This window comes from Stenotrophomonas indicatrix, assembly GCF_002750975.1.
GTDB lineage: Bacteria > Pseudomonadota > Gammaproteobacteria > Xanthomonadales > Xanthomonadaceae > Stenotrophomonas > Stenotrophomonas indicatrix.
Genome location: NZ_PEJS01000001.1, coordinates 639,151 through 659,195, shown reverse-complemented (window position 1 = coordinate 659,195; position 20,045 = coordinate 639,151). Strand labels below are relative to the sequence as shown.

Here is a 20,045-nt window from a genome sequence, read left to right as displayed (position 1 = left end):
CACCCCGGTCCTGCGACATCGTGTCGCAGGGGACGGAAGGGCGCCTGGTGTGAGCGCCCCCTTCCCTCCCCTGGCGGCAACGCTAGAACCGCGCCGGTTGCTGCACAGCGCGTTCCAGGAACATGACGCCCGCCTGCAGGCTGTTGCGGGCGTTCTCCAACCAGCGCTCCGGATCGGCTACCGCGAACCGCTCCTGTGCATCCACATCCCCGGAGTCAGCCAGGTCGGCCAACTGCAGATGGATATGGTGCTCCACCAGGCTCATCAATACGGCGAGCTCGGCCGATACCCCGGCGATGCGTTCGGTGAAGCCAGCGTCGTTGCTGTTCAGAGACATGTCCCCTGTTCCTATGCGTTGCGGTGTTGATGGATGGCTTCAAAACGCTCGGCACAGGCAGGCCCACAGAACAGTCTGGCCGGATCGTTTTCGAAGTCTTCGCTGCAGTCCGGGTTGTGACATTCCCCAGTAGGTATGAGAGAAACAACGTTGCCGGCCCGCACTGCGTGCTGGGCCAAGGCGCGTTGCAGGTGGCGCGCTTCCAGTTCCTGCGCTTCGTCGATGGTGTCCGTCATGCCAGTCGTATTTTATCGGGAGGTGGTCGCACCGATTGAGAACGTCGCGACCGTCGTGCGCGGCATCAGCACGGCATCGGACAGGCCTGCTTCATCGGGTTCGTTTTCAGACATGCGGACTCCTTGTGCATGGCGCCCGGGTTGGGCGTTGAGAGAGGGCGAAGAGCCGTATCGAACGGCAACGGCATCATCGGAAAATGCGTTCTCGCCGGCTGCGACGCATCGTCGCGATGAGGACGATCTGCGACTGTCATCCCAGATCCCTCGCTGACAAGGACGCCATGCGAGGCCGGGGATGCAAGGTGTCAAAAGGTGTTGCAAAAACAAGCCCGCTCCGACACCATGATGACGTCACCACCTTCCATCACCCACTGGCCACCTTGCGCCGGGCAGCCGCCGCATGTCCCGCGTTCAACGGGCAGCACACAGCACCCTGGCCGCAACCGGCCGCTGTGAACCGAACCACGCTTCAAGGGGACCCCGCCGAATGCATACACCGCACCCAGTGCAGGACATCGTTCCCGCATTCCTGCAGGCCATGCACGCACACGGCATCGTGCCTGATGCGCGTGGCCGAGATGCACTCAATGCGGACGGCACGCTGGTACGCTTCCACGTCGAAGGGGATCGCCGCGGCACCCGCAATGGCTGGGCCGTGCTGTTCGGCGACGACGTGCCCGCCGGCGAGTTCGGCAGTTGGCGTACCGGCCTGCGCCAGGGCTGGTGCGCGAAGTCGCCGACCTCCCTGACCGCCGCCGAACAACGCGCGATCCGGCAGCGCCAGGATGCCGCCCGCGCGGAGCGGGAAAGACAGCAGCGCGAACGCGAGGACGCGGCGGCCAAGGCGGCCAATGTCCTGTGGAACCGTGCAGTGCCTGCCGATGCCAGCCACCCGTATCTTGTGCGCAAGGGCATCCAGGCGCACGGGCTGCGCGTAGTGGCGTGGCCGGTGCGCAACAGCGATGGTCTGGTGTTCCGGCACATCGACAACGCACTGCTGGTCCCGGTGACCAATACTGCGGGCCGAATCGTCTCGCTGCAGGCGATCTTTCCACGCATGGACCTGGCGCTCGGTCGCGACAAGGACTTCCTGGCGGGCGGCCGCAAACAAGGCTGCTTCCATGTCATCGGCAAGCCGCTGTCCGGCCAGCCCATCGCCATCGCCGAGGGCTACGCCACGGCGGATTCCATCCATCAGGCGACCGGCTGGTGCGTGGTGGTGGCCTGGGACGCCGGCAACCTGGCCGCGGTCGCACGCGCATGGCGCACCGCCATGCCGGACGCAAGCCTGGTGATCTGCGCCGACAATGACCAATGGACCCGGCAACCGCTGGACAACCCCGGCGTCGCCCAGGCAACGCATGCCGCTGCGGACATCGACGCACGCGTGGTATGGCCGGAGTTCGCCGTTCTGCATGACGAGGATGACCGCCCCACCGACTTCAACGACCTGCATCTGCGCGAAGGCCTGGAGGCACTGCGTGCGCAGCTGATGCCGGCCCCTGCCGCCACCGCCGATGAAGCGGCCACGGAATATGAGGCGCCGGCAGTGGCCGCCGCGCGCTATCTGGTGCCTGGCAACCTCTCCGCCTTCGACACCTTCACCCCGTTCCCCGACTGCAGCGCGCGTGGCCGGCCGTTGCCGACCGCGCGCAACCTGGCCGAACTGTGCCGGCGCACCGGCGTGATCGTGCGCTACAACGTCATCCGCAAGGATCTGGAAATCCTCGTTCCCGGCCTGCAGACCACCGTGGACAACGCCAAGGAGGTCGCCGCCGGCGAAGTGATGGACTGCATGCACCGCGCCGGCATGGCCGTCGCCAGCTTCGAGACCAACCTGTGCCAGGTGGCCGAGGCCAATCCGTACAACCCGGTCGCCAGCTGGATCACCTCACGGCCATGGGATGGGCAATCACGCCTGCAGGCGTTCTTCGACACAGTGCAGGAAGCCCAGCCCACACGCATGGCCGACGGCCGCGTACTGAAGGAGATCCTGATGCGACGCTGGTTGATCTCCGGCGTTGCCGCCGCATTCGAGCCTGATGGCGTGGTCGCCCGCGGCGTACTGACCTTCGTGTCGAAGCAGAACCTGGGCAAGACGCGCTGGGCGCGGCAGCTGGCACCGGCCGAGCTGCAGCTGATCGCCGACGGCGTGGTGCTCGACCCCGCCAACAAGGACAGCGTCAAGCAGGTCATTTCCAAGTGGATCGTCGAGCTGGGCGAGGTAGATGCCACATTCCGCCGCACCGATATCGCCGCCTTGAAGTCATTCATCTCCCGCAGCCATGATGAAATCCGGCGGCCCTATGCGCGCACCGAATCGCGCTATGCGCGGCGCACGATCCTGTTTGCCAGTGTCAACGACGAACGCTTCCTGCGCGATGCCACCGGCAATACGCGCTGGTGGACCGTGCACGCTGTGGCGCTGGGCGAGCCTGCCCGGATCGACATGCAGCAGGTCTGGGCCGAAGCGCACGCGCTCTATTGCAACGGCGAAACCTGGCATCTGGCGAGCGATGAGCTGGACGCGCTGAACGCCACCAACAGCGAACACGAGCCGATCTCGCCGATTGCCGAACTGATCGACCGTCACTTCGACTGGTCGCTGCCTGTCGAGCAGCGGAGCGTGCCCTATCGCGCCACCGAGATCGCCATTGCAGTGGGCATCGAAAAGCCCAACCGCCGTGACGTCAACGAGGCGGCAGCCTACGTGGTCAAGCGCCATGACGTACGCACCAGGCTGATCGGCAAGGAACGGGCGAAAGTGTGGCTGATGCCACCGCGCAGCCGCAGCGTTGCCGAGCACACCGCCGGACCGTTCTGATGCCCCGGACCCACGACGGACGTGATGTCGGCAGCGGCAGCGCCGACTGGCGCCTGGACTGCGAGGCACGACACCTGCTGGGGCTGGACGGCTACCACTGCATCGATGCGCGCGGACGCAGGATGAAGATCGGGCCTCGCCGGCACCGCCAGCAGTACCTTCAGCGCGTGCAGGCAGCACGTGGCCTTGCCGAGCGCGATCGGCTGGCAGCGGCTGCGCTGCGGATATGGGACGCAGCAGCCTCGCGCCCTGGCAATGGATGACAGTAGATGAAAGGTGTTGACTAGAAGAGGCTGCAAAGGCAAGATATGGGTAACGGCCACGCCACCTTCCAGGAGCCCAGCCATGCCTCGCGCCCGCCTGCACGCCTTCGAAGGCGAACAGCTGACCGTGCAGCAGATCCATCAACGCGTACCGGTTCTATCGCAGCGAACCATCCGCGACCACCTCGCCGCCGGCCGCCGCACGTCCACGGCCATGCTGTGCTTCGACCCGATCGCCGCCGCAGCACGCGGTGGCCGCATCACCCAGCGCATCCTCCGCGCCCGCAGTATCACCGGCAGCGAGTGCTGACTGCCGCCGCGCCTGCGCCTTCCCCCAGGAGTACTTACCGCATGATCCCCGCCTCGCTCGACAGCAGCCAGCGCATGATCGCCGACACACTGGCCGCATTCCGCTGCGGTTCCGCCTTTGGCAGCGTGCCGCTGCGATCCGCCCCGTTGACGCGGCCGCCGCTGTACATCGGCATCACCGGTGCCAAGGGCGTGGGCAAGGACACCCTCGCCAACGGCCTGGCCTCGGCGCTGGCCCTGCGCTGCGACACCTTCGCGGCCCCGGTGCGGCCACGTGCCAGCGCCGAATGTCGTCGCGAGCATGTCCATCCGGAGCTCTGGGTACGCTCGTTGTTCTCGCGCCTGCCCGAAGGTGGCCTGGTTCCCGATGTCCATTCCGCTGACGAGGCCCGCGCCATCCGCCGTCAGGGTGGCGCTGTGATCCGCATCACCCGCCCCGGCCACGACAGCGTGGACCTGCATGCCGGCGGCCAGCCGCTGCCCGCCGCGCTGATCGATTTCGAGCTGCACAACGACCGCAGCGCGGCCGATCTGGTGCGCATGGCACTGGACCAGTTGATGTGCCGTGGCGTGATCTGAACGGCCTGCCGGAGCCGCCGCCGTGCGACGGGCCGGACCGTTGCTTCTTCATCCATAACGCAGGTTCCGGCCCATCATCGGCGAAAATGATGTAAGGTCGTCCCCCATCAATGACGGCACCTGCCGTCACCCTGCATCCCCAACCGCTTTCGCAAAGAGGAAATGTCATGGAGGTCGAACAGTTCACGTCGACACGCCAGAAGGCCATCGCGTTGTTCAAGTCGCAGCCCAAGGGTGGCAAGGACATCGTGAGTCTGGATGCGATCTTCATTTCGCTGTGCTCGCTGGCCAGCGCCCAGTCCGAGGCTACTGCCGCCAAGCAGGCACGTACCACCGCCCGCCCCGGCAACCAGCAGCCCCCCGCTCCGTGGTTCATCGAGACGCTGGCCGCGCTCAAGGGCAAGGGCGAGTCGATCACCGTGGCGCGCTTCCTGATGTTCGCCAACCGTTTCCCGGTCAAGCGCATGGACCAGGTCAATGCAGCCCGCTGGCTGCGTGATGCCGGCTACATTCCGCGCAAGACCGGCGGCAACCTGGTGTTCGACCTTTGACCCAGCACCACCTGCAGTCCTGAAGCCCCGGCACCGTCCGGGGCTTTTTCGTTTCAGGCACCCAAGCGCCCGGCAAGAGCATCAACACCGTGGCCGTCCTCACCTTGTACCTGCCGTCCCCTATTGCCCTGTCTCCGTTTCCAGCAGGTGAGGACAAGGAGTACGGGAGAACCAGCGAAACCACAGGCAAGGCCGGATGGCATGACAGGGCCGCATCGCAGACCTGCGCATGCAGGTACTCGCCGGTCCTCGCGCACGCATCTGAATGTCTTCAGTCGCAAGCTCTGAAAGTAGATGAAAGGTGTTGACGTGATCGACGGGATGGCAACAGTGGATACCAATGCCACTGACCAACCTTGCCATGAACGCCCTGCCCGACAGCATCCAGACCCTTGCCGAGGTCATCGGCGAATCCGCAGCCCTCACGCTGGTGCGTGCATGGCCGCCGACCACCTCCAGCACCACCGGACGCCACCGCGTCATCGTCTACGTACCCTCCACCCTGCCCGATCAGCATCGACTGATCGACATTCTTGGCGTGGAGACGGCCCAGCGCCTGGTCGCGCACTTCGGCGGTGAGTTGCTGTTCCTGGCGTCCTGCTTCGCCGCCAGTGCACATGAGCGCCGCGAGCAGATTGCCCGGGCGGTAGCCAGCGGCATGCCCCGCGAACACGTCGCGCAGGAGTTCGGTGTATCGCAGACCACCATCAAGCGCGCCGTGCGCGGTGCCCGCTCCACGCCGGCCCCGGCCGTCCATCCGGCCCTGCTGAAGGGATACGCGCGCGCATGAACGAGACCGACCTGCTGGCCGGCGTACCGGACTGGGCCAAGTACCTCGGCGGCACCTCCGGGGTATTGATCGCAGTTTCGTTGTGGCTGCGGCAATGGCTGTCATCGGCCAAGGTCGACCGCACCGCCGATGAAGCCACCAGCAACACCCTGCGCACCCTGCAGGAACAGCTGTCTGCCGAACGCACACGCGCCGATGGGCTGATGCACGAACGCGAGGCCATGGCCCAGGAGATCGGCCAGCTGCGTGGTGAAGTCAGCGCCCTGCGCGCACAGATCGCCCAGCAGAGCGTGCAGATCGATGCGCTGCTGGACCTGGTGCGTAAACGGTCGGGAGCAGCCGCATGACCGCCGCCGCAGCGAGCGCCCTCGGCGGCGCCAACGTGGCCGCGTTCCTGGACATGCTGGCCGTATCCGAAGGCACCGACATTCCCACCCAGCGCTCCCGCAATCGTGGTTACGACGTGATCGTCGGCGGCCAGCTGTTCAATGACCATCGCGACCATCCACGCGTTCTGGTGTCGCTGCCGCGCTACGGCATCAAGTCCAGCGCCGCCGGCCGCTACCAGTTCCTGCGCAGCACCTGGGACGACCTGCGTGCACGCCTGGACCTGCCGGACTTCGGCCCGGTCTCGCAGGACCGCGCGGCGGTGGCGCTGCTCAGGCAATGCGGCGCCTACGATCTGATCCGCCTGGGCCGATTCGATGCTGCTGTCGCCGCCGCCCGGCGCATCTGGGCGTCGCTGCCGGGCGCCGGCTACGGGCAGAAGGAACATGCGCTGGAAACGCTGCGCGCCGCCTATCGCGCCGCTGGCGGGCTCCTGCAGTGATGCCGATACCGCTGAGGTTGCGCATCGCCCTGCTGGGCCTGGTTGCCAGCCACGCCTGTTGCACCTGGCTGGGCTGGGAGTTGCGCGACCGCAACGCGGATCTCGCCGCCATGCGCTTACAGGCCGCGCAGGAGACCGGTCGTGCCGACACCGCGCTCGTCGCGCGCCAGCAGGACCACACCAACGCACAGGCCGGTGCACAGGCTGAATCACAGCGCCTGGCCATGCAGTCCGGGCGGACCCAGCAGTTCATCACCCTGCAACAGGACATCGACACCCATGCCAAGAACCCTGGCCGCGACCGCGGCGATGCTGATGCTGAGTTCGTGCGCATCTGGCGCGAAGCCAATGCCGGCCGCCCTCTTCATCCCTGACCTCAGCATTGCACCGGCACAACTGCGCGCGCCGCAGGAACTGCCCGATCTGCAGGCTGCCGACGACGACGCGCTGCTGCGCAACCACGTTGCCGTGGCGCGCCAATACCACGAACTGGCCGACCAGATGCGCGCCCTGCTGTGCAGCCTCGGCAGCCAGCACGGCTTCACCATCAATGGTGCAGCACCGCTGACGCCTGCCGGTTGCATCCCCGCGGGCAACACCAGACATCGCGGCCCACACGAGCACTGAGCGGGCCAGTCACGGCCACGCGTGCAATGTCCCGCGCCCCGGGCAATGGCAACACTGCTTGCAGAAAGCGCGTGCTGCGGCCAGTCGCGTTCTTCCTTCCATTCATCGCATGAGCTGACATGGCAACCGATACCCCTTCCTCCACCTTCGACGCGCTGCACGCCGCCATCGAAGCGGCGATCCGAACACGCTTTGCGGACTTCGCCACCGTCGAGTTCTATCGCGACGCCAACAGTGGTGCGCCACCCACGCCCGCCTGCCTGCTGGCGATGACCCGCTGTGATCGCGGCAAGGACAGCGATGATGGCAGCGGCCAACTGCAGGCCGTGCTGCGCTTTGAAGCACGCATCTCCGTGCAGTCCGCGGCAGCCGATTCTGCCCTGCAGCTGCGCCGGATCGCTGTAAACCTCGCCACCTGGCTGCATCAGCTCGGCCGCTTTCCCGGTGCGCCCAGTGGCGCGATCGAGGTAATCGCAGCGCTTCCAGAGGATGCCGCAGCGGCGCAGCCCGACCTGCGCACGTGGATCGTGGAATGGTCAGTGCCCATCGTGCTGGGCGGCAATGCCTGGGAGGACGGCGATGGCGTGGTACCGCACGCGTCCTACAGCTTCGCACCGGAGATCGGCCGGGCCCATGAGCGGCGCTACCAGCCGCTCGCGGAGGACACGCCATGAGCGCCGAACACGCCCGGCTGATCGGCAACCTGTTGATGATCGGCGTCGTGCGCGAACTTGATGAAGCCGGCGGCCGCGTGCGCGTCGATGCTGACGGCATGCTCACCGATTGGATTCCCTGGCTGGAACGCCGCGCGGGACCCGGCGTGCGCAGCTGGTGCGCGCCGGAGCCCGGTGAACAGGTGGTGCTGGCATGCCCGTATGGCGACCCCGGCCAGGCCCTGGTGCTCGGCAGCCTGTACCAGGATCGCTTTCCCGCACCGGCCGATACACGCCAGCTGCAGCGCACGCAGTACGCCGACGGCAGCCTCGTCGAGTACGACCGCCAAACCACCACGCTGACCATCACCGTCGGCAGCGGCAAGGTCATCGTCAACTGCGCAAACGCAGAAGTGCATGCCAGCGAATCGGTGTTGCTCGACACGCCGGCGGTCAAGGCCACCGGCGATCTGGACGTCACCGGTGCGATCACAGCGGGCAAGGACATCAGCACATCGGCCGACGTCAAAGCCGGCGCCATCAGCCTGAAGTCGCACAAACACACCGCCCAGGGCCCGACCGCACCCACCACGCCTGCACAGCCGTGATGGGCCATCGCTGCAATGCCCTGAAAACCCGTACTCCACGACGATAGAGACCATGCGAGGAATCGACGCCAACACCGGCAAATCCCTAGATGGGCTGGCCCATCTGCACCAGTCCGTGCGTGACGTTCTCACCACACCCCTTGGCTCCCGCGTCCTGCGTCGCGAGTACGGCTCGCGCATCTTCGAACTGATCGATGCGCCGACCAACCGCTCGCTGCGCATGGACCTGATCGCGGCCACCGTCGACGCACTCGCGCGATGGGAACCGCGGCTTCACGTCGAGAACGTCGACGTCTCCCTCCCCGCCCCCGGCGTGATGATCCTGGCAGTAACCGGGATCCACCTGCCCGATGGCGAGGCCATCACCATCGAAGGAATCGAGGTTCGCTAACCGTGGCATCCGGCTCGTTCACCAGTGTCAATCTCTCCCAGCTGCCGGCCCCGGCGGTCATCGAAGTGCTCGATTTCGAAGCCATGTTCGATGAGTCGCTGACGGCATTGCAGGCCCTGGACCCCACGTTCGACGCGCTGCTGCCGTCGGACCCCGCCTTCAAGATCCTCGAAGTCTGCACTTACCTGCGCCTGCTCGACCGCCAGCGCGTCAACGATGCCGCGCGCGGTGTCATGCTCGCCTATGCGGTGGGCAGCGACCTGGATCAGCTGGCGGCAATCTTCGGCATCACACGCCTGGTGCTCGATCCGGGCAAGCCACAGGAAGGCATCCTTCCCCGCTACGAGAACGACGAGGACTTCCGTCGCCGCATCCAGCTCGGGCCGGAAGGCTTCAGCGTGGCAGGACCGGAAGGTGCCTATGTGTTCCATGCGCTGAGCGCGGATCCGCGCGTGCTGGACGCCAGCGCCACCAGCAGCACGCCTGGCGAAGTGGTGGTGTCGGTGCTGTCGCGTGAAGCCGACGGCACCGCCACCCAGGGCCTGCTCGATGTGGTGGAGGCGAAGCTGAGCGCGGATGACGTGCGCCCGTTGACCGATCACGTGCTGGTAAAACCGGCGACAGTCATCAAGTACGCCGTCGCCGCTACGCTGTACACCTTCGCTGGACCCGACTCGCAGGTCGTGCTGGCCGAAGCGCGCACGCGCCTGGACCGCTACATCGTCGAATCGCATCGGCTCGGCCGGGACGTGACCCGCTCCGGGTTGTTCGCAGCACTGCATGCCGAAGGCGTACAACGCGTGGTGATCGACAGTCCCGCCGCGGACGTGGTGGTGGACCGCACCCAGGCCACGTACTGCACCGCCGTCACGCTGGCGCATGGTGGCAACGATGAGTGAGGTCACCACGCGCCTGGTCAATGCGCGTCTGCGTGGCGCGGTTGATGGGAAGAACCAGGTATTCCGCCATCCCGGCGGTATGCTGGCAACGGTGCAGGCGGTATATCGCACGGATGCGCAGGGGCGCCTGCGCGTGGACGATGTTTCCATCAGCGGTGGCGTGATTACGCTCGCAACCGCGCCTGCCCCTGGCGTGATCATCGACGGCGACGCACAGGTCCGGGTGCCGGCCTCAGCCAACCTGCTGCCGCCCAATGCCACCCAGGCCGAGCGTGCATTGTCGCAGGCGATCATTGCCCGCCCGCTGCCGGTGGACATCACCGCGCTGTGGGATGCCGATCGCTGTCCGGCCGCATTGCTGCCCTGGCTGGCATGGGCGCTCTCGGTGGACGAATGGAAGGCGTACTGGCCCGAACCGGTCAAACGCGCCCGCGTGCGTGCGGCGATCGCCATCCAGCGCCGCAAGGGCACGGCGGGCAGCGTCCGCGATGTGGTTGCTGCGTTCGGTGGTTCTGTACTGATCCGCGAGTGGTGGCAGCTGCAACCGAAGGGACCACCGCACACCTTCGAAGCGGTGATGACCATCGCCAACCAGGGCGGCACGTCGGCCACCGCCATCTTAGTCGACGACGTCATCGGCGAGATCACCCGCACCAAGCCGGTGCGATCGCACTTCACCTTCACCCAGGGCATGCAGGCCGACGCAGCAATCGGCGCGCTTGCAGCCGCACACGCCACGGCCTTCCGCCGCATCCAACTGATCGGAGAGTAAACCCCGCATGCGCTTGAAAATCACCGACGCCGGCTTCGCCAAGCTGGTCAATCCGCCGAACACCGGCACCAATGCCGTTCTGATCACCCAGATCGGCCTGACGTCCACGGCATTCGCACCTTCGGGCGACCTGACTGCGCTGCCAGGCGAGATCAAGCGGGTCGCGACCTTCGGCGGCCAGGCCGTGGGCGATGACACGCTGCACGTGACCATCCGCGACGACAGTGCCACCGCCTATTCGCTGCGCGGATTCGGCCTGTACCTGGCTGACGGCACGCTGTTCGCCACTTACGGCCAGACCGATCCGATCATGGAAAAATCGGCTGCGTCGATGCTGCTGCTGGCCACCGATGCGCGTTTCACTGACGTGGACATCACGCAGATCCAGTTCGGCAACGCCGAGTTCATCTACCCGCCGGCAACGACCGAGGTTCTGGGTGTGGTCGAGCTGGCCACCAACACCGAAGCGGAAGACGCGGCTGACACCCAGCGCGCGGTGACTCCGCGCGGCCTGCGTGCATTCACCGACAAGCGCTTTGGCGCGGCCGCGCCCACTGCACTGGCCAGGACCCTGCTGTCTGCCGCAACCACGGCCGCCGCACGCACCGCGTTGGAGCTGAAGGGCGCCGCACTGAAGGACACTGGCCATGGCAACGGCTTGGATGCCGATACCCTGGATGGCAAGCACGCATCCGCGTTCGCCCTGGCGGGTGACTTCGCTACTGTCGGCCACAAGCATGTCATCGCGGATGTGACCGGGCTGCAGGGAGTGTTGGATGCCAAGGCGGTCAAGGGAACCAATAGTTTCACCGATCAGCAGTTTGTCGGCGGTAGCGCCCCCCTGGTTGGCTTCGGCTCGGCCGGCGCGGAACAGTCGTTTATCGGTGGCTGGGCCAACTCTGGCATCTGGCGCGTCTACAACACCGACCGCACTGCGAACGGTGAGTTGACCATCAAGCACGGCGATACCCCGCGCTGGAATGGCTCTGCAATGTGGCATGCCGGCAACTTTGCGCCGGACACCAAAGTGGACAAGACCGGGGGTACGTTCACCGGCCACGTCGCAGTAAACGGAAACTCGCTGCGCTCGTATGGCTGGGGTGGTGTCGCCAATGATGGCGTGTTGGTCCTGGGCGACGCCAGTTCGTACCTTTTCAAGAACGGCCCGAACTTCACCTTCGCCAACTCGGCGGGTGGCTATACCACCACGTTGAATGCAGGCGGATCGATCTGGACGAGCGGCAACTTCGACCCGGCGGCGAAGGTGAGCAAGGGTGGCGACGTGATGTCCGGCTCTCTGACGACTACCGAACTGTGGTTGAAGAACGGCAGCAATGCCAACGGCTGGATCGGCACGGGACCGGATGTGGTCTACATGGATGCGCGCCTGAACAACTCGCAGAACCCGGACGCGCATATGCGTATGCGGGCTGATGCGTTCACATGGGCCAACAAGACCGGCTCCATCTGCGCAGCCATGAACGGCTCTGGCGAGTTCCGTCCGACCAGCCTGCATATTCCGCACAACGCGGATGGCACTCGCATTGCCTGGAACCAGAATGGCGGCGAGAACGGCTACGGCTGCTCGGAGTACTACAATTTCAAAGGTGGCGGAACTGGCGGCCACGTCTTCTACTCCAGCGCAGGCACGAACCATCGGCGGACGATGCGTTTGCGGGATGACGCTTTCCTGGAACTTCCCGGCGGCTTGATCCTGCAAGGCATCGACAACCAGATTCGCTACGAGTGGCCGGGCACAGAGACGATTCGACTGGTGGTCAATCAGTCATCCGGCAACATTGGCTGGTGGCAGGAAGGTCTCAACCAATGGTTGTTCCAGATCAATAAGACCTGGGGCAACACCACGATCAAGGGCAGCTGCACCGCTGGTGGCGGCTTTGATGTCGGCTCCTCGCGCAAACTGAAGGCTATCGACGGCTCCGTGCCCTATGGCTTGGCCGCCGTCGAGCACATGGAACTGGCTACGGGCCATTACAAACCGGAGTACAACTCCGACGGCCGCCGACGCCTGTTCTTCGTCGCTGAGCAGCTCGCCGAACTGGTACCCGAAGCTGTGGACCTGGAAGGCATCGAGTTCAACGGTGAACGCGTCGCCACGGTCAAGCTCGACCAGCTTCTGCCGGTCATGGCCAAAGCCATCCAGGAACTGGCCGCAGAAGTGCGCGCACTGAAGGCGGAGCGCTGACATGGCCAGCGGATATCGCTCGGCAGGCGTTGATTTCGACGACCTGTTCGATCCTTACGTGGAAGGCCCCGTTGCACAGGACTCCGGCCTGCGCGTGGGCGGCACCGACCTCAGCCGTCGCTACGCCCACATGCAGTACGGCAGCAAACGTGGTGACGTGGGTTATCGCATTGGCGGCATGGACGTATCGAACCTGTGGGCGGCGCGTGGCAGCGCCAGCTATCGCCTGCCATTCCATGGCCAGGGTTATTCGGCAGGCAACAGCGCCAAGACCAACTCGACCGGATCAGCGTCGGCATCGGTCTCGATCGACATGCTGTCCGATGGCAACTACAGCATCCGTCGAAGTGTTACCGGCGGCGGAAACAACAGCAACACCGTGGTTGCCTCCGGCCGCTGGCTTCCGGCCGGCGCCAGTGTGTCCGAGTACGACGTGCAGTTCAGCGTGAGCAACCAGGGCGCGGCGTACTTCAGCAACAGCGCACCGTCGTTCGCCTCGCTGGCATCGACGCAATCGGCAGGCGTATCCGTCAGTGTGCCCGCCAGGTCCACCAGCTTTGAAAGTGCCTCTACCAGCATCAACGTTCACCTGCGTCGTGCCGGCGGCAACCCGCAGGTCTCCAGCTTCAGCGCCAGCGTCAGCGCCTCCGGCTGGGTCTGATCGATCACTGGGCCACCGCTGCAATTATCGCCGTCGTCGCCTTTTCCGAAGATATACACGTCGCCTGCATCTGCAGGCACACCACCACACCGAGGAACCTCTCCGAATGACCGAATTTCTCCACGGCGTACAGGTCGTCAACATCGACACCGGTGCGCGCTCGATCGCTGTTGCATCCACCAGCGTCATCGGCATCGTCGGCACTGCGCCGCTGGCCGACGCCGACGCTTTCCCCATCAACACGCCTGTCCTGGTGACCTCGCCCTCGCAGGCCGCCAAACTGTCGGCCAAGACCGGCACCGAAGCCGGCACCCTGCCCGGCGCGCTGGACGCAATCTTCGACCAGTCGTCGGCGGTCGTGGTGGTGATCCGCGTCGAGAACGGCGCCAACGAAAGCGCTACCCTGGCCAACGTGCTCGGCGGCGTGAACGCACAGACCGGCGCGTACTCCGGCGTGCATGCACTGCTGGCTGCCAAGTCCATCGTCGGCGTGAAGCCGCGCATCCTGGTCGCCCCGGGCTTCACCCACCTGCACCCGGCTGATCCAGCCAGTCCGGACACTGTTCTGGCCAACCCGGTCGTGGCCGAGCTGCTCGGCATCGCCGACAAGCTGCGCGCGATCATCATCAAGGATGGCCCGAACAGCAACGACGATGCAGCCAAGACCACCACCGCACTGACCGGTTCCAAGCGTGTCTACGTGGTCGATCCGGCCGTGCTGGTGCAGCAGGGTGAAGCGATCGTCAGCCGTTACGCCTCCGGTGCGGTGGCCGGTGCCATCGCCCGCAGCGACAACGAACGCGGCTGGTGGGCATCGCCGTCCAACCAGGAGCTGTACGGCATCGTCGGCACTGCGCGTGCGATCGACTTCGGCCTGTCCGATGCGACCAGCCGCGCCAACCTGCTGAACCAGGCCAACGTGGCGACCATCATCCGCGAAGGTGGCTTCCGCCTGTGGGGTAACCGCACCGCCAGCATCGATCCGAAGTGGCAGTTCCTGTGCGTGGTGCGCACCGCCGACATCATCGCCGACAGCCTGGAGGCTGCCCACCTGTGGGCCGTCGACCGCGGCATCAGCAAGACCTACGTCGATGACGTGCGCGAGGGTGTCAACGCCTTCCTGCGCGGCCTGAAGACGCAGGGCGCGATCCTGGGCGGCAACTGCTGGATCGACCCGGAACTGAACGCAGCCGACAGCGTGGCCGATGGCCGCTTCTACTGGGACTTCGACTTCACCCCGACCTACCCGGGTGAGCAGCTGACCTTCCGCATGCACATGAACAACAATTACGTCTCGGAGATCTTCTAAGCATGGCGCGCAAGATCCGCAAGAACTTCAACTTTTACGTCGACGGCAAGGGTTTTGCCGGCAGCGTAATGTCCTTCACTGCCCCCAAGCTGTCGCTGAAGACCGAGGACTTCCAGGCCGGCGGCATGCTCGCCCCGACGGAGATCGTGCTCGGCCACGACAAGCTGACCGCCGAGGTCACCTTCGCCTCCGATGACGCGGAAATCATGTCCAAGTTCCACGTCATCGAGAGCAAGGAGTATGGCTTCACCGCCCGCGAGGCGCTGGAAGCCGACGATGGCGCGGTCACTTCGGTCGTGCACAACATGCGCGGCAAGGTGAAGACCCTCGACCGCGGCGAAACCAAGGTCGGCGAGAAGGGCACGGTCAAGGTCTCCCTGGCGCTGAGCTACTACAAGCTGACCCATGGCGTGCAGGTCGTGCAGGAGATCGACGTGACCAACATGATCGCCCGCCAGGGCGGCGTGGACGCACTGGCCGGCATCCGCGGCGCCCTGGGCATCTGATTCCCGGCACCACTTCGACGTACACGGGGGCGCACAGCGCCCCCGGATCCACCGCAACTCCATCGACATCCGGGAACACATCCATGTCCAGCAAGACCAAGACCACCACCGACACCGTCATCGAACGCGACGGCTATGCCGAAATCACCCTCTCCCGCCCGCGCCAGGTCAATGGCGTGGACACCGCCGTGCTGCGCATGCGCGAACCGACCGTGGAAGACATGGAGCGCTACCAGGACGACAAGGGCACCGACGCCCAGCGCGAGGTGCGCATGATCGCCAACCTGTGCGAGATCGCACCGGATGACGTGCGCAGGATGCCGCTGCGCGACTACGCCCGCCTGCAGGCCGGCGTCGCGCTTTTTACCACCTGACCCTGCCGCAGATCAGGCAGGGAGCGCTCGCCCTGGCCGGCCATACCGGCTGGGGCCTGCGCGAGATCATGACGCTGCGGGTGTCGAAATTCATCTGGTGGATACAGGGATTGCCGGTACATGGCGAGTAACGTTCAAACGACAACGATCACGATTGGTGGCTCGGTTTCCCGATCGTTGCAGGACGCACTGTCCTTCAGCAACGATGGCCTGAAGCGCCTCGGCGATGAAGCCGACAAGCTCGAGCGCAAGCTCAATGTCATGGGCAGATCGAGCAACCAGTTCGCCCGCATGCGTGCCGAGGCCGATGCGTTGCGCGCTTCCCAGGAAGCGTTGCAGCGGATCGAAGACAAGCGCACGGCGAATCTTGAGAAGCGCGAAAAGCTGGGCTCGGCGTTTGGCGATGCGCGCGGCATGCTCGGCAGCGCCATCACCACGCTGGCCAAACCGGTGGAGAATGCCGCCGGCTTCGCGCGCGAGAATCAGGCCATCGGCAACGCCGCCAACCTGACCCGCGCCCAGGTCGCTGCGCTGGGCCAGACCATCCTTGCCGAATCCAGCCGCACCCACCAGGGCGCGGGCGAGCTGCAGCGCGCAGTCAGCCAGCTGGTCGCCGCAGGCCTGGATGCGCAGACCGCGCAGTCCAGCCTGGGTGCAATCGGCCGCACCACCACCGCTACCGGCGAGAGCATCGACGATGTCACGTTGGCCGCATCGGGACTGCAGCAGGCACTGAAGATCAATCCGGCCGGCCTGCAATCGGCGCTTGATGTGCTGGTGGTGGCAGGCAGGAACGGTGGCCTGGGCCTGAAGGACATGGCCGGTGCACTGCCGGTGCTCGGCAACGCATTCCAGTCGCTGCAGATGCACGGCAACGCCGCCGCCGCCACCATGGGCGCTGCGCTGGATGTCGCCCGGCAAGGCGCCGGTGGAGCCGACGAAGCGGCCGGCAACATGCAGCGCTTCATGGCCAGCATCCTCTCGCCCGACCTGCAGGCACGCGCCAAGAAGGGCTTCAAGCTGGACCTGCGCAGGATCATCAGCGAAGCGCAGAGCAGCGGTGGCAACCCGTTCGACGCGGCGATGCAGGCGATCATCCAGGCCACTGCCGGTGACCAGGCGAAGATCGGCAAGCTGTTCGGCGATGCACAGGCGCAGAACTTCGTGCGTCCGATGATCCAGAACTGGGATGAGTACATCCGCATCCGCGACAAGGCGCTCAACAGCTCGGCGGGCACCACCGACAGCGGCTTTGCGGCCAAGCTGCAGACCGACCCGGAAAAGATCGAAGGCGCGAAGATCGCCGTCGACAACCTGTCCAAGGCCTTCGGTGCCGCGCTGCTGCCGGCCGTGGGTGAGGCGGCGGTGAAGCTGACCGAACTGCTGAACGGGGTTGCGTCGTTCGTGCAGGAAAACCCGAAGCTGATCGCCAATACCACCCAGGTCGTGGTCGGCCTGATGGGCATGCGCACTGCAGTACTCGGCGTGCGCTATGCGTGGACGTTCCTGCAGGGCCCGATCCTGGCGGTGCAGAAGGCCTTCGAGCTGTTCCGCGGCGGCAGCCTGCTGGCGCAGATGGGGCAGTTCGGTCCGACGGCAATGCGCCTGGCATCGGGGTTCCGCGTGGTCGCCACCGCCGTTGGTGCCATCGGCGGCGGTCCGATCGCCATCGCCATCGCCGCCATCACCGCTGGCGCCCTGCTGGTGCGCAAGTACTGGGAGCCGATCAAGGCCTTCCTCGGCGGCGTCTGGGATGGCCTCAGCGGCGCAGGAACCGCCGCCATGGGCGAACTGATGCGCGCCGTCGAGCCGCTGCGCCCGGCATGGGAAGCAGTCGGCGGGCTGCTGGGCCAGGCATGGGACTGGCTTTCCAAGATGCTGGCTCCCGCGCAGTACACCGGCAACGAACTCTCGCGCGTAGCGGAGATCGGCTCGCTGGTGGGCACGGCGTTGCTGGCCAACTTCCGTCTGGTCATCCAGGTGGTCGGGGTTGTGGTTGAAGCCATCTCCCTCCTCGGTGATGTCATCGGCACGGTCGCTGGATTCATCTCCGTCACGTTGGGCGGCGTATGGGATTGGATCTCCGAAAAGGCAACGGCGGCGATCGGCTACATCATGGCCGAGCTGGCTCCGCTGATGAACTTCGTCGGCGGGGTGATGGACAAGGTCGGTAGCGCCCTGGGCATGGCCAAAGATAAAGCAGTGGATGGTGCGCGTATGGCAGTGGGTATGGCCGACGGCGCAGCCGCCGGCTACGCCGCCGTGAGGGATGGCAAGGTCGCGATGCCACCCGTGCGTCTTGCCGTGGGCGGATTGCACAGCGCCGTCGTGGACCGCCGCGCACCTGGATTGCCTGCGCCGTCCCAAGGCCGCGCCGCACCGCCGATGCCCTCGTCTGCCACCGCACGCACCCCCACCACGGTGCAGCAGCAACAGACCAACAACATCACCATCCACCAGCAACCGGGTGAATCCAGCGAGGCGCTGGCACGGCGTACCGCCAACGCCCTGCAGCACCAGCAGGCCGTGCAGGCCCGCGCCACCCTGGGAGACAGGAACTAAGCATGAAGCGCGAGTTCGTAACCGGCGCAGTGGACAAGCTGCTGTCGCAATTCAAGGGCAATGATTCCGGCAACGCGCCGGTGCTGCTGATGCTGGGCGGCTTCAAGTTCAGCTTCAACACGGCCGTGTTCCAGCAGATCCAGCAGTCCAACGATTTCCGCTGGCAGGCCCAGGATCGCGTCGGGCAGATGCCTGCACTGCAGTACACCGGCCCGGGCTCGGCCACAATGACACTGCCAGGCGTTGTCTACCCGCTGTTCCGTGGCGCCGGCAACGAGATGTCGCAACTGCGCAAGCTGGCCAGCCAGGGAAAACCGCAGCGTCTGCTGACCGGCAAGGGCGGCAACCTGGGTCTGTGGGTCATCGAGAAAATCGACGTCACCTCCAGCGAATTCACCGTCGACAGCCAGATCCAGAAGCAGGACTTCACACTCACTCTCCGGAAGCACAGCGATGGCACGAACGTATAACACCCGCGATGGCGATGTCGTCGACCGCGTTGCCTACGCGCACTATGGCGAGCAATCGCCGGCGATCCTGCGCGCGGTGTTCGATGCCAACCCCGGCCTGGCCGCGCGCGGCCCGGTGCTCACTGCCGGCGTGGCGATTGTCCTGCCGGACGTGCAGCGCCCCGCCAAGGAACGCAAGGGAGTATCGCTATGGGATTGAACATCGCACCTGCGTTCCGCGTGGTGGCCAACAGCCAGGACATCACCGACAAGATCATGTCGCGCTTCAAGTCACTGCGCATCACCGACGAGACCGGCAACAGCTCGGACACGTTGGAGCTGCAGTTGGCCGACCACGATCCGAACGATCCGATCCAGCTGCCACCGGTGGGCGCGGAGCTGGAGGCCTTCATCGGCTACGACGGCGAAGTGCGGCGCATGGGCCTGTACGTCTGCGACGAGGTGGAGATTTCAGGCTACCCCGGCAGCATGACTCTGCGCGCACGTGCCGCGCCGTTTGAAACCAGCAAAGGCGGCAAGAACGATCTGCAGACGCAGAAAACGCGCACGTGGAAAAAAGGCACGACGATTGGCGACATGGTCAAGCGGATGGCCGCCGAACACGGCCTGATCGCTGCGGTAAGTGCGTCGCTGGCATCCATCGTGCTGCCGCTGACGGTGCAATCGCAGGAGTCGGACATGAACCTGCTGCTGCGCTTGGCCAAACAGCACGACGCCATCGCCAAACCGGGCGGCGGCCGGCTGATGCTGGTCAAACGTGGCGAATCGACCACCGCCAGTGGCGAGCGCATTCCGGAGGTGACCCTCACGCCGGCCGATGGCAGCAGCTACCGCGTCACCATCGCCGCCCGCGACGATGCCGGCACCACCATCGCCTACTACCGCGATGTGCGTGGCGCGCAGCGCCAGGAGGTGAAGGTGGGCAGCGGCGAACCGATCGTGCGCCTGCGCATGGCCTATGCCGACCGCGAAACCGCCGAAGCCGCAGCGCGCGCCAAGCACCGCGAGCAGGCGCGGCAGACGCGTACGCTGAGCTACAGCCTTCCAGGCCGCGAGACGCTGATGGCCGAGGCCACGGTGATCATGCAGGGCTTTCGCGATGGCGTGGATGGCGAGTGGCTGGTCAAGCGCGCCGAACACAGCATCGGCAGCGACGGCTATCGCACCAGCATCGAATGCGAGCAACCCAACAGCGCCGAATCGGTGAAGGCGGCCAGCAGCGCAGCGGTCAAGCAGACCCCGCAGGTGGGCAGCGAAGTGTAGATCCACGCCATGCGTGGACTGGCCTC

The 20,045-nt window shown here is 65.7% G+C and carries 26 protein-coding genes; 24 read left to right on the top strand and 2 right to left on the bottom strand.

What is annotated here, in order from left to right:
- Positions 1 to 82: 82 nt before the first annotated feature.
- Together CR918_RS03090 and CR918_RS03085 are read right to left on the bottom strand one after the other, a co-directional pair.
- Positions 83 to 337 (bottom strand): hypothetical protein, encoded by a 255-nt coding sequence (locus CR918_RS03090; RefSeq protein WP_089239227.1) that lies wholly within the window; start codon positions 335 to 337, stop codon positions 83 to 85.
- 11 nt (positions 338 to 348) lie between these two features.
- On the bottom strand, positions 349 to 573 hold the full coding sequence (locus CR918_RS03085; RefSeq protein WP_099842021.1) for a hypothetical protein: 225 nt from the start codon (positions 571 to 573) through the stop codon (positions 349 to 351).
- Positions 574 to 1,060: 487 nt separating this feature from the next.
- On the opposite strand from CR918_RS03085, the gene CR918_RS03080 reads away from it, so the two are divergent.
- The 24 genes from CR918_RS03080 (at position 1,061) to CR918_RS02965 (ending at position 20,019) form a co-directional block, all read left to right on the top strand.
- Positions 1,061 to 3,397 carry a VapE domain-containing protein gene (locus tag CR918_RS03080; RefSeq protein WP_099842020.1) on the top strand — a complete coding sequence of 779 codons (2,337 nt, stop codon included), beginning with the start codon at positions 1,061 to 1,063 and terminating at the stop codon, positions 3,395 to 3,397.
- On the top strand, positions 3,397 to 3,660 hold the full coding sequence (locus CR918_RS03075) for a hypothetical protein (protein WP_099842019.1): 264 nt from the start codon (positions 3,397 to 3,399) through the stop codon (positions 3,658 to 3,660). The genes CR918_RS03080 and CR918_RS03075 overlap by 1 nt, the downstream gene beginning before the upstream one ends.
- 82 nt (positions 3,661 to 3,742) lie before the next feature.
- Complete coding sequence (locus CR918_RS03070; protein WP_099842018.1) at positions 3,743 to 3,970, top strand: hypothetical protein; 228 nt, start codon at positions 3,743 to 3,745, stop codon at positions 3,968 to 3,970.
- A 41-nt stretch (positions 3,971 to 4,011) separates the two neighbouring features.
- A complete protein-coding gene (locus tag CR918_RS03065) occupies positions 4,012 to 4,548 on the top strand; it encodes a hypothetical protein (protein WP_099842017.1) in 537 nt (178 codons plus the stop codon).
- 167 nt (positions 4,549 to 4,715) lie between these two features.
- Positions 4,716 to 5,099, top strand: a complete 384-nt coding sequence (locus tag CR918_RS03060) for a hypothetical protein (protein WP_099842016.1) — start codon at positions 4,716 to 4,718, stop codon at positions 5,097 to 5,099.
- Positions 5,100 to 5,460: 361 nt separating this feature from the next.
- Entirely contained in the window at positions 5,461 to 5,889 is a 429-nt protein-coding gene (locus CR918_RS03055; RefSeq protein WP_238379047.1) for a Mor transcription activator family protein, read from the top strand.
- Positions 5,886 to 6,236 carry a hypothetical protein gene (locus CR918_RS03050; RefSeq protein ID WP_093817511.1) on the top strand — a complete coding sequence of 117 codons (351 nt, stop codon included), beginning with the start codon at positions 5,886 to 5,888 and terminating at the stop codon, positions 6,234 to 6,236. Before CR918_RS03055 ends, CR918_RS03050 begins: the two co-directional genes overlap by 4 nt.
- Positions 6,233 to 6,718 (top strand): glycoside hydrolase family 24 protein, encoded by a 486-nt coding sequence (locus CR918_RS03045; protein ID WP_099842014.1) that lies wholly within the window; start codon positions 6,233 to 6,235, stop codon positions 6,716 to 6,718. The genes CR918_RS03050 and CR918_RS03045 overlap by 4 nt, the downstream gene beginning before the upstream one ends.
- Positions 6,718 to 7,092, top strand: coding sequence for a hypothetical protein (locus CR918_RS03040; protein ID WP_238379046.1), 375 nt, complete (start codon positions 6,718 to 6,720; stop codon positions 7,090 to 7,092). Before CR918_RS03045 ends, CR918_RS03040 begins: the two co-directional genes overlap by 1 nt.
- Positions 7,067 to 7,345 carry a hypothetical protein gene (locus CR918_RS21125; RefSeq protein WP_157804327.1) on the top strand — a complete coding sequence of 93 codons (279 nt, stop codon included), beginning with the start codon at positions 7,067 to 7,069 and terminating at the stop codon, positions 7,343 to 7,345. The genes CR918_RS03040 and CR918_RS21125 overlap by 26 nt, the downstream gene beginning before the upstream one ends.
- Before the next feature lie 119 nt (positions 7,346 to 7,464).
- Entirely contained in the window at positions 7,465 to 8,019 is a 555-nt protein-coding gene (locus CR918_RS03035) for a hypothetical protein (RefSeq protein WP_099842012.1), read from the top strand.
- Positions 8,016 to 8,606, top strand: coding sequence for a phage baseplate assembly protein V (locus tag CR918_RS03030; RefSeq protein ID WP_099842011.1), 591 nt, complete (start codon positions 8,016 to 8,018; stop codon positions 8,604 to 8,606). Before CR918_RS03035 ends, CR918_RS03030 begins: the two co-directional genes overlap by 4 nt.
- A gap of 52 nt (positions 8,607 to 8,658) precedes the next feature.
- Positions 8,659 to 8,997 (top strand): GPW/gp25 family protein, encoded by a 339-nt coding sequence (locus CR918_RS03025; protein WP_089239202.1) that lies wholly within the window; start codon positions 8,659 to 8,661, stop codon positions 8,995 to 8,997.
- Positions 8,998 to 8,999: 2 nt separating this feature from the next.
- A complete protein-coding gene (locus CR918_RS03020; RefSeq protein ID WP_099842010.1) occupies positions 9,000 to 9,896 on the top strand; it encodes a baseplate assembly protein in 897 nt (298 codons plus the stop codon).
- The gene (locus CR918_RS03015) at positions 9,889 to 10,668 is read left to right on the top strand and encodes a phage tail protein I (RefSeq protein ID WP_099842009.1); all 780 of its coding nucleotides are present in this window, start codon (positions 9,889 to 9,891) and stop codon (positions 10,666 to 10,668) included. Before CR918_RS03020 ends, CR918_RS03015 begins: the two co-directional genes overlap by 8 nt.
- 7 nt (positions 10,669 to 10,675) lie before the next feature.
- A complete protein-coding gene (locus CR918_RS21260; protein ID WP_238379045.1) occupies positions 10,676 to 12,874 on the top strand; it encodes a tail fiber domain-containing protein in 2,199 nt (732 codons plus the stop codon).
- 1 nt (position 12,875) lies between these two features.
- Positions 12,876 to 13,535: a hypothetical protein gene (locus tag CR918_RS03000; RefSeq protein WP_099842008.1), complete on the top strand. Its 660-nt coding sequence runs from the start codon at positions 12,876 to 12,878 to the stop codon at positions 13,533 to 13,535.
- Between the two features lie 106 nt (positions 13,536 to 13,641).
- The gene (locus CR918_RS02995) at positions 13,642 to 14,844 is read left to right on the top strand and encodes a phage tail sheath C-terminal domain-containing protein (protein WP_099842007.1); all 1,203 of its coding nucleotides are present in this window, start codon (positions 13,642 to 13,644) and stop codon (positions 14,842 to 14,844) included.
- A gap of 2 nt (positions 14,845 to 14,846) precedes the next feature.
- Positions 14,847 to 15,350 (top strand): phage major tail tube protein, encoded by a 504-nt coding sequence (locus tag CR918_RS02990; protein ID WP_099842006.1) that lies wholly within the window; start codon positions 14,847 to 14,849, stop codon positions 15,348 to 15,350.
- A gap of 83 nt (positions 15,351 to 15,433) precedes the next feature.
- On the top strand, positions 15,434 to 15,724 hold the full coding sequence (locus tag CR918_RS02985; RefSeq protein ID WP_099842005.1) for a phage tail assembly protein: 291 nt from the start codon (positions 15,434 to 15,436) through the stop codon (positions 15,722 to 15,724).
- A 120-nt stretch (positions 15,725 to 15,844) separates the two neighbouring features.
- Positions 15,845 to 18,286, top strand: coding sequence for a phage tail tape measure protein (locus CR918_RS02980; RefSeq protein WP_099842004.1), 2,442 nt, complete (start codon positions 15,845 to 15,847; stop codon positions 18,284 to 18,286).
- A 2-nt stretch (positions 18,287 to 18,288) separates the two neighbouring features.
- A complete protein-coding gene (locus CR918_RS02975; protein ID WP_099842003.1) occupies positions 18,289 to 18,756 on the top strand; it encodes a phage tail protein in 468 nt (155 codons plus the stop codon).
- Positions 18,740 to 18,955, top strand: a complete 216-nt coding sequence (locus CR918_RS02970; protein ID WP_099842002.1) for a tail protein X — start codon at positions 18,740 to 18,742, stop codon at positions 18,953 to 18,955. Before CR918_RS02975 ends, CR918_RS02970 begins: the two co-directional genes overlap by 17 nt.
- Positions 18,946 to 20,019, top strand: a complete 1,074-nt coding sequence (locus tag CR918_RS02965; protein ID WP_099842001.1) for a phage late control D family protein — start codon at positions 18,946 to 18,948, stop codon at positions 20,017 to 20,019. Before CR918_RS02970 ends, CR918_RS02965 begins: the two co-directional genes overlap by 10 nt.
- Positions 20,020 to 20,045: the final 26 nt, after the last annotated feature.

Bases quoted from the DNA above. Each gene is read 5' to 3' on its own strand.
- CR918_RS03090 (WP_089239227.1), bottom strand. From the start codon at position 337: ATGTCTCTGAACAGCAACGACGCTGGCTTCACCGAACGCATCGCCGGG.
- CR918_RS03085 (WP_099842021.1), bottom strand. From the start codon at position 573: ATGACGGACACCATCGACGAAGCGCAGGAACTGGAAGCGCGCCACCTG.
- CR918_RS03080 (WP_099842020.1), top strand. From the start codon at position 1,061: ATGCATACACCGCACCCAGTGCAGGACATCGTTCCCGCATTCCTGCAG.
- CR918_RS03075 (WP_099842019.1), top strand. From the start codon at position 3,397: ATGCCCCGGACCCACGACGGACGTGATGTCGGCAGCGGCAGCGCCGAC.
- CR918_RS03070 (WP_099842018.1), top strand. From the start codon at position 3,743: ATGCCTCGCGCCCGCCTGCACGCCTTCGAAGGCGAACAGCTGACCGTG.
- CR918_RS03065 (WP_099842017.1), top strand. From the start codon at position 4,012: ATGATCCCCGCCTCGCTCGACAGCAGCCAGCGCATGATCGCCGACACA.
- CR918_RS03060 (WP_099842016.1), top strand. From the start codon at position 4,716: ATGGAGGTCGAACAGTTCACGTCGACACGCCAGAAGGCCATCGCGTTG.
- CR918_RS03055 (WP_238379047.1), top strand. From the start codon at position 5,461: ATGAACGCCCTGCCCGACAGCATCCAGACCCTTGCCGAGGTCATCGGC.
- CR918_RS03050 (WP_093817511.1), top strand. From the start codon at position 5,886: ATGAACGAGACCGACCTGCTGGCCGGCGTACCGGACTGGGCCAAGTAC.
- CR918_RS03045 (WP_099842014.1), top strand. From the start codon at position 6,233: ATGACCGCCGCCGCAGCGAGCGCCCTCGGCGGCGCCAACGTGGCCGCG.
- CR918_RS03040 (WP_238379046.1), top strand. From the start codon at position 6,718: ATGCCGATACCGCTGAGGTTGCGCATCGCCCTGCTGGGCCTGGTTGCC.
- CR918_RS21125 (WP_157804327.1), top strand. From the start codon at position 7,067: ATGCCGGCCGCCCTCTTCATCCCTGACCTCAGCATTGCACCGGCACAA.
- CR918_RS03035 (WP_099842012.1), top strand. From the start codon at position 7,465: ATGGCAACCGATACCCCTTCCTCCACCTTCGACGCGCTGCACGCCGCC.
- CR918_RS03030 (WP_099842011.1), top strand. From the start codon at position 8,016: ATGAGCGCCGAACACGCCCGGCTGATCGGCAACCTGTTGATGATCGGC.
- CR918_RS03025 (WP_089239202.1), top strand. From the start codon at position 8,659: ATGCGAGGAATCGACGCCAACACCGGCAAATCCCTAGATGGGCTGGCC.
- CR918_RS03015 (WP_099842009.1), top strand. From the start codon at position 9,889: ATGAGTGAGGTCACCACGCGCCTGGTCAATGCGCGTCTGCGTGGCGCG.
- CR918_RS21260 (WP_238379045.1), top strand. From the start codon at position 10,676: ATGCGCTTGAAAATCACCGACGCCGGCTTCGCCAAGCTGGTCAATCCG.
- CR918_RS03000 (WP_099842008.1), top strand. From the start codon at position 12,876: ATGGCCAGCGGATATCGCTCGGCAGGCGTTGATTTCGACGACCTGTTC.
- CR918_RS02995 (WP_099842007.1), top strand. From the start codon at position 13,642: ATGACCGAATTTCTCCACGGCGTACAGGTCGTCAACATCGACACCGGT.
- CR918_RS02990 (WP_099842006.1), top strand. From the start codon at position 14,847: ATGGCGCGCAAGATCCGCAAGAACTTCAACTTTTACGTCGACGGCAAG.
- CR918_RS02985 (WP_099842005.1), top strand. From the start codon at position 15,434: ATGTCCAGCAAGACCAAGACCACCACCGACACCGTCATCGAACGCGAC.
- CR918_RS02980 (WP_099842004.1), top strand. From the start codon at position 15,845: ATGGCGAGTAACGTTCAAACGACAACGATCACGATTGGTGGCTCGGTT.
- CR918_RS02975 (WP_099842003.1), top strand. From the start codon at position 18,289: ATGAAGCGCGAGTTCGTAACCGGCGCAGTGGACAAGCTGCTGTCGCAA.
- CR918_RS02970 (WP_099842002.1), top strand. From the start codon at position 18,740: ATGGCACGAACGTATAACACCCGCGATGGCGATGTCGTCGACCGCGTT.
- CR918_RS02965 (WP_099842001.1), top strand. From the start codon at position 18,946: ATGGGATTGAACATCGCACCTGCGTTCCGCGTGGTGGCCAACAGCCAG.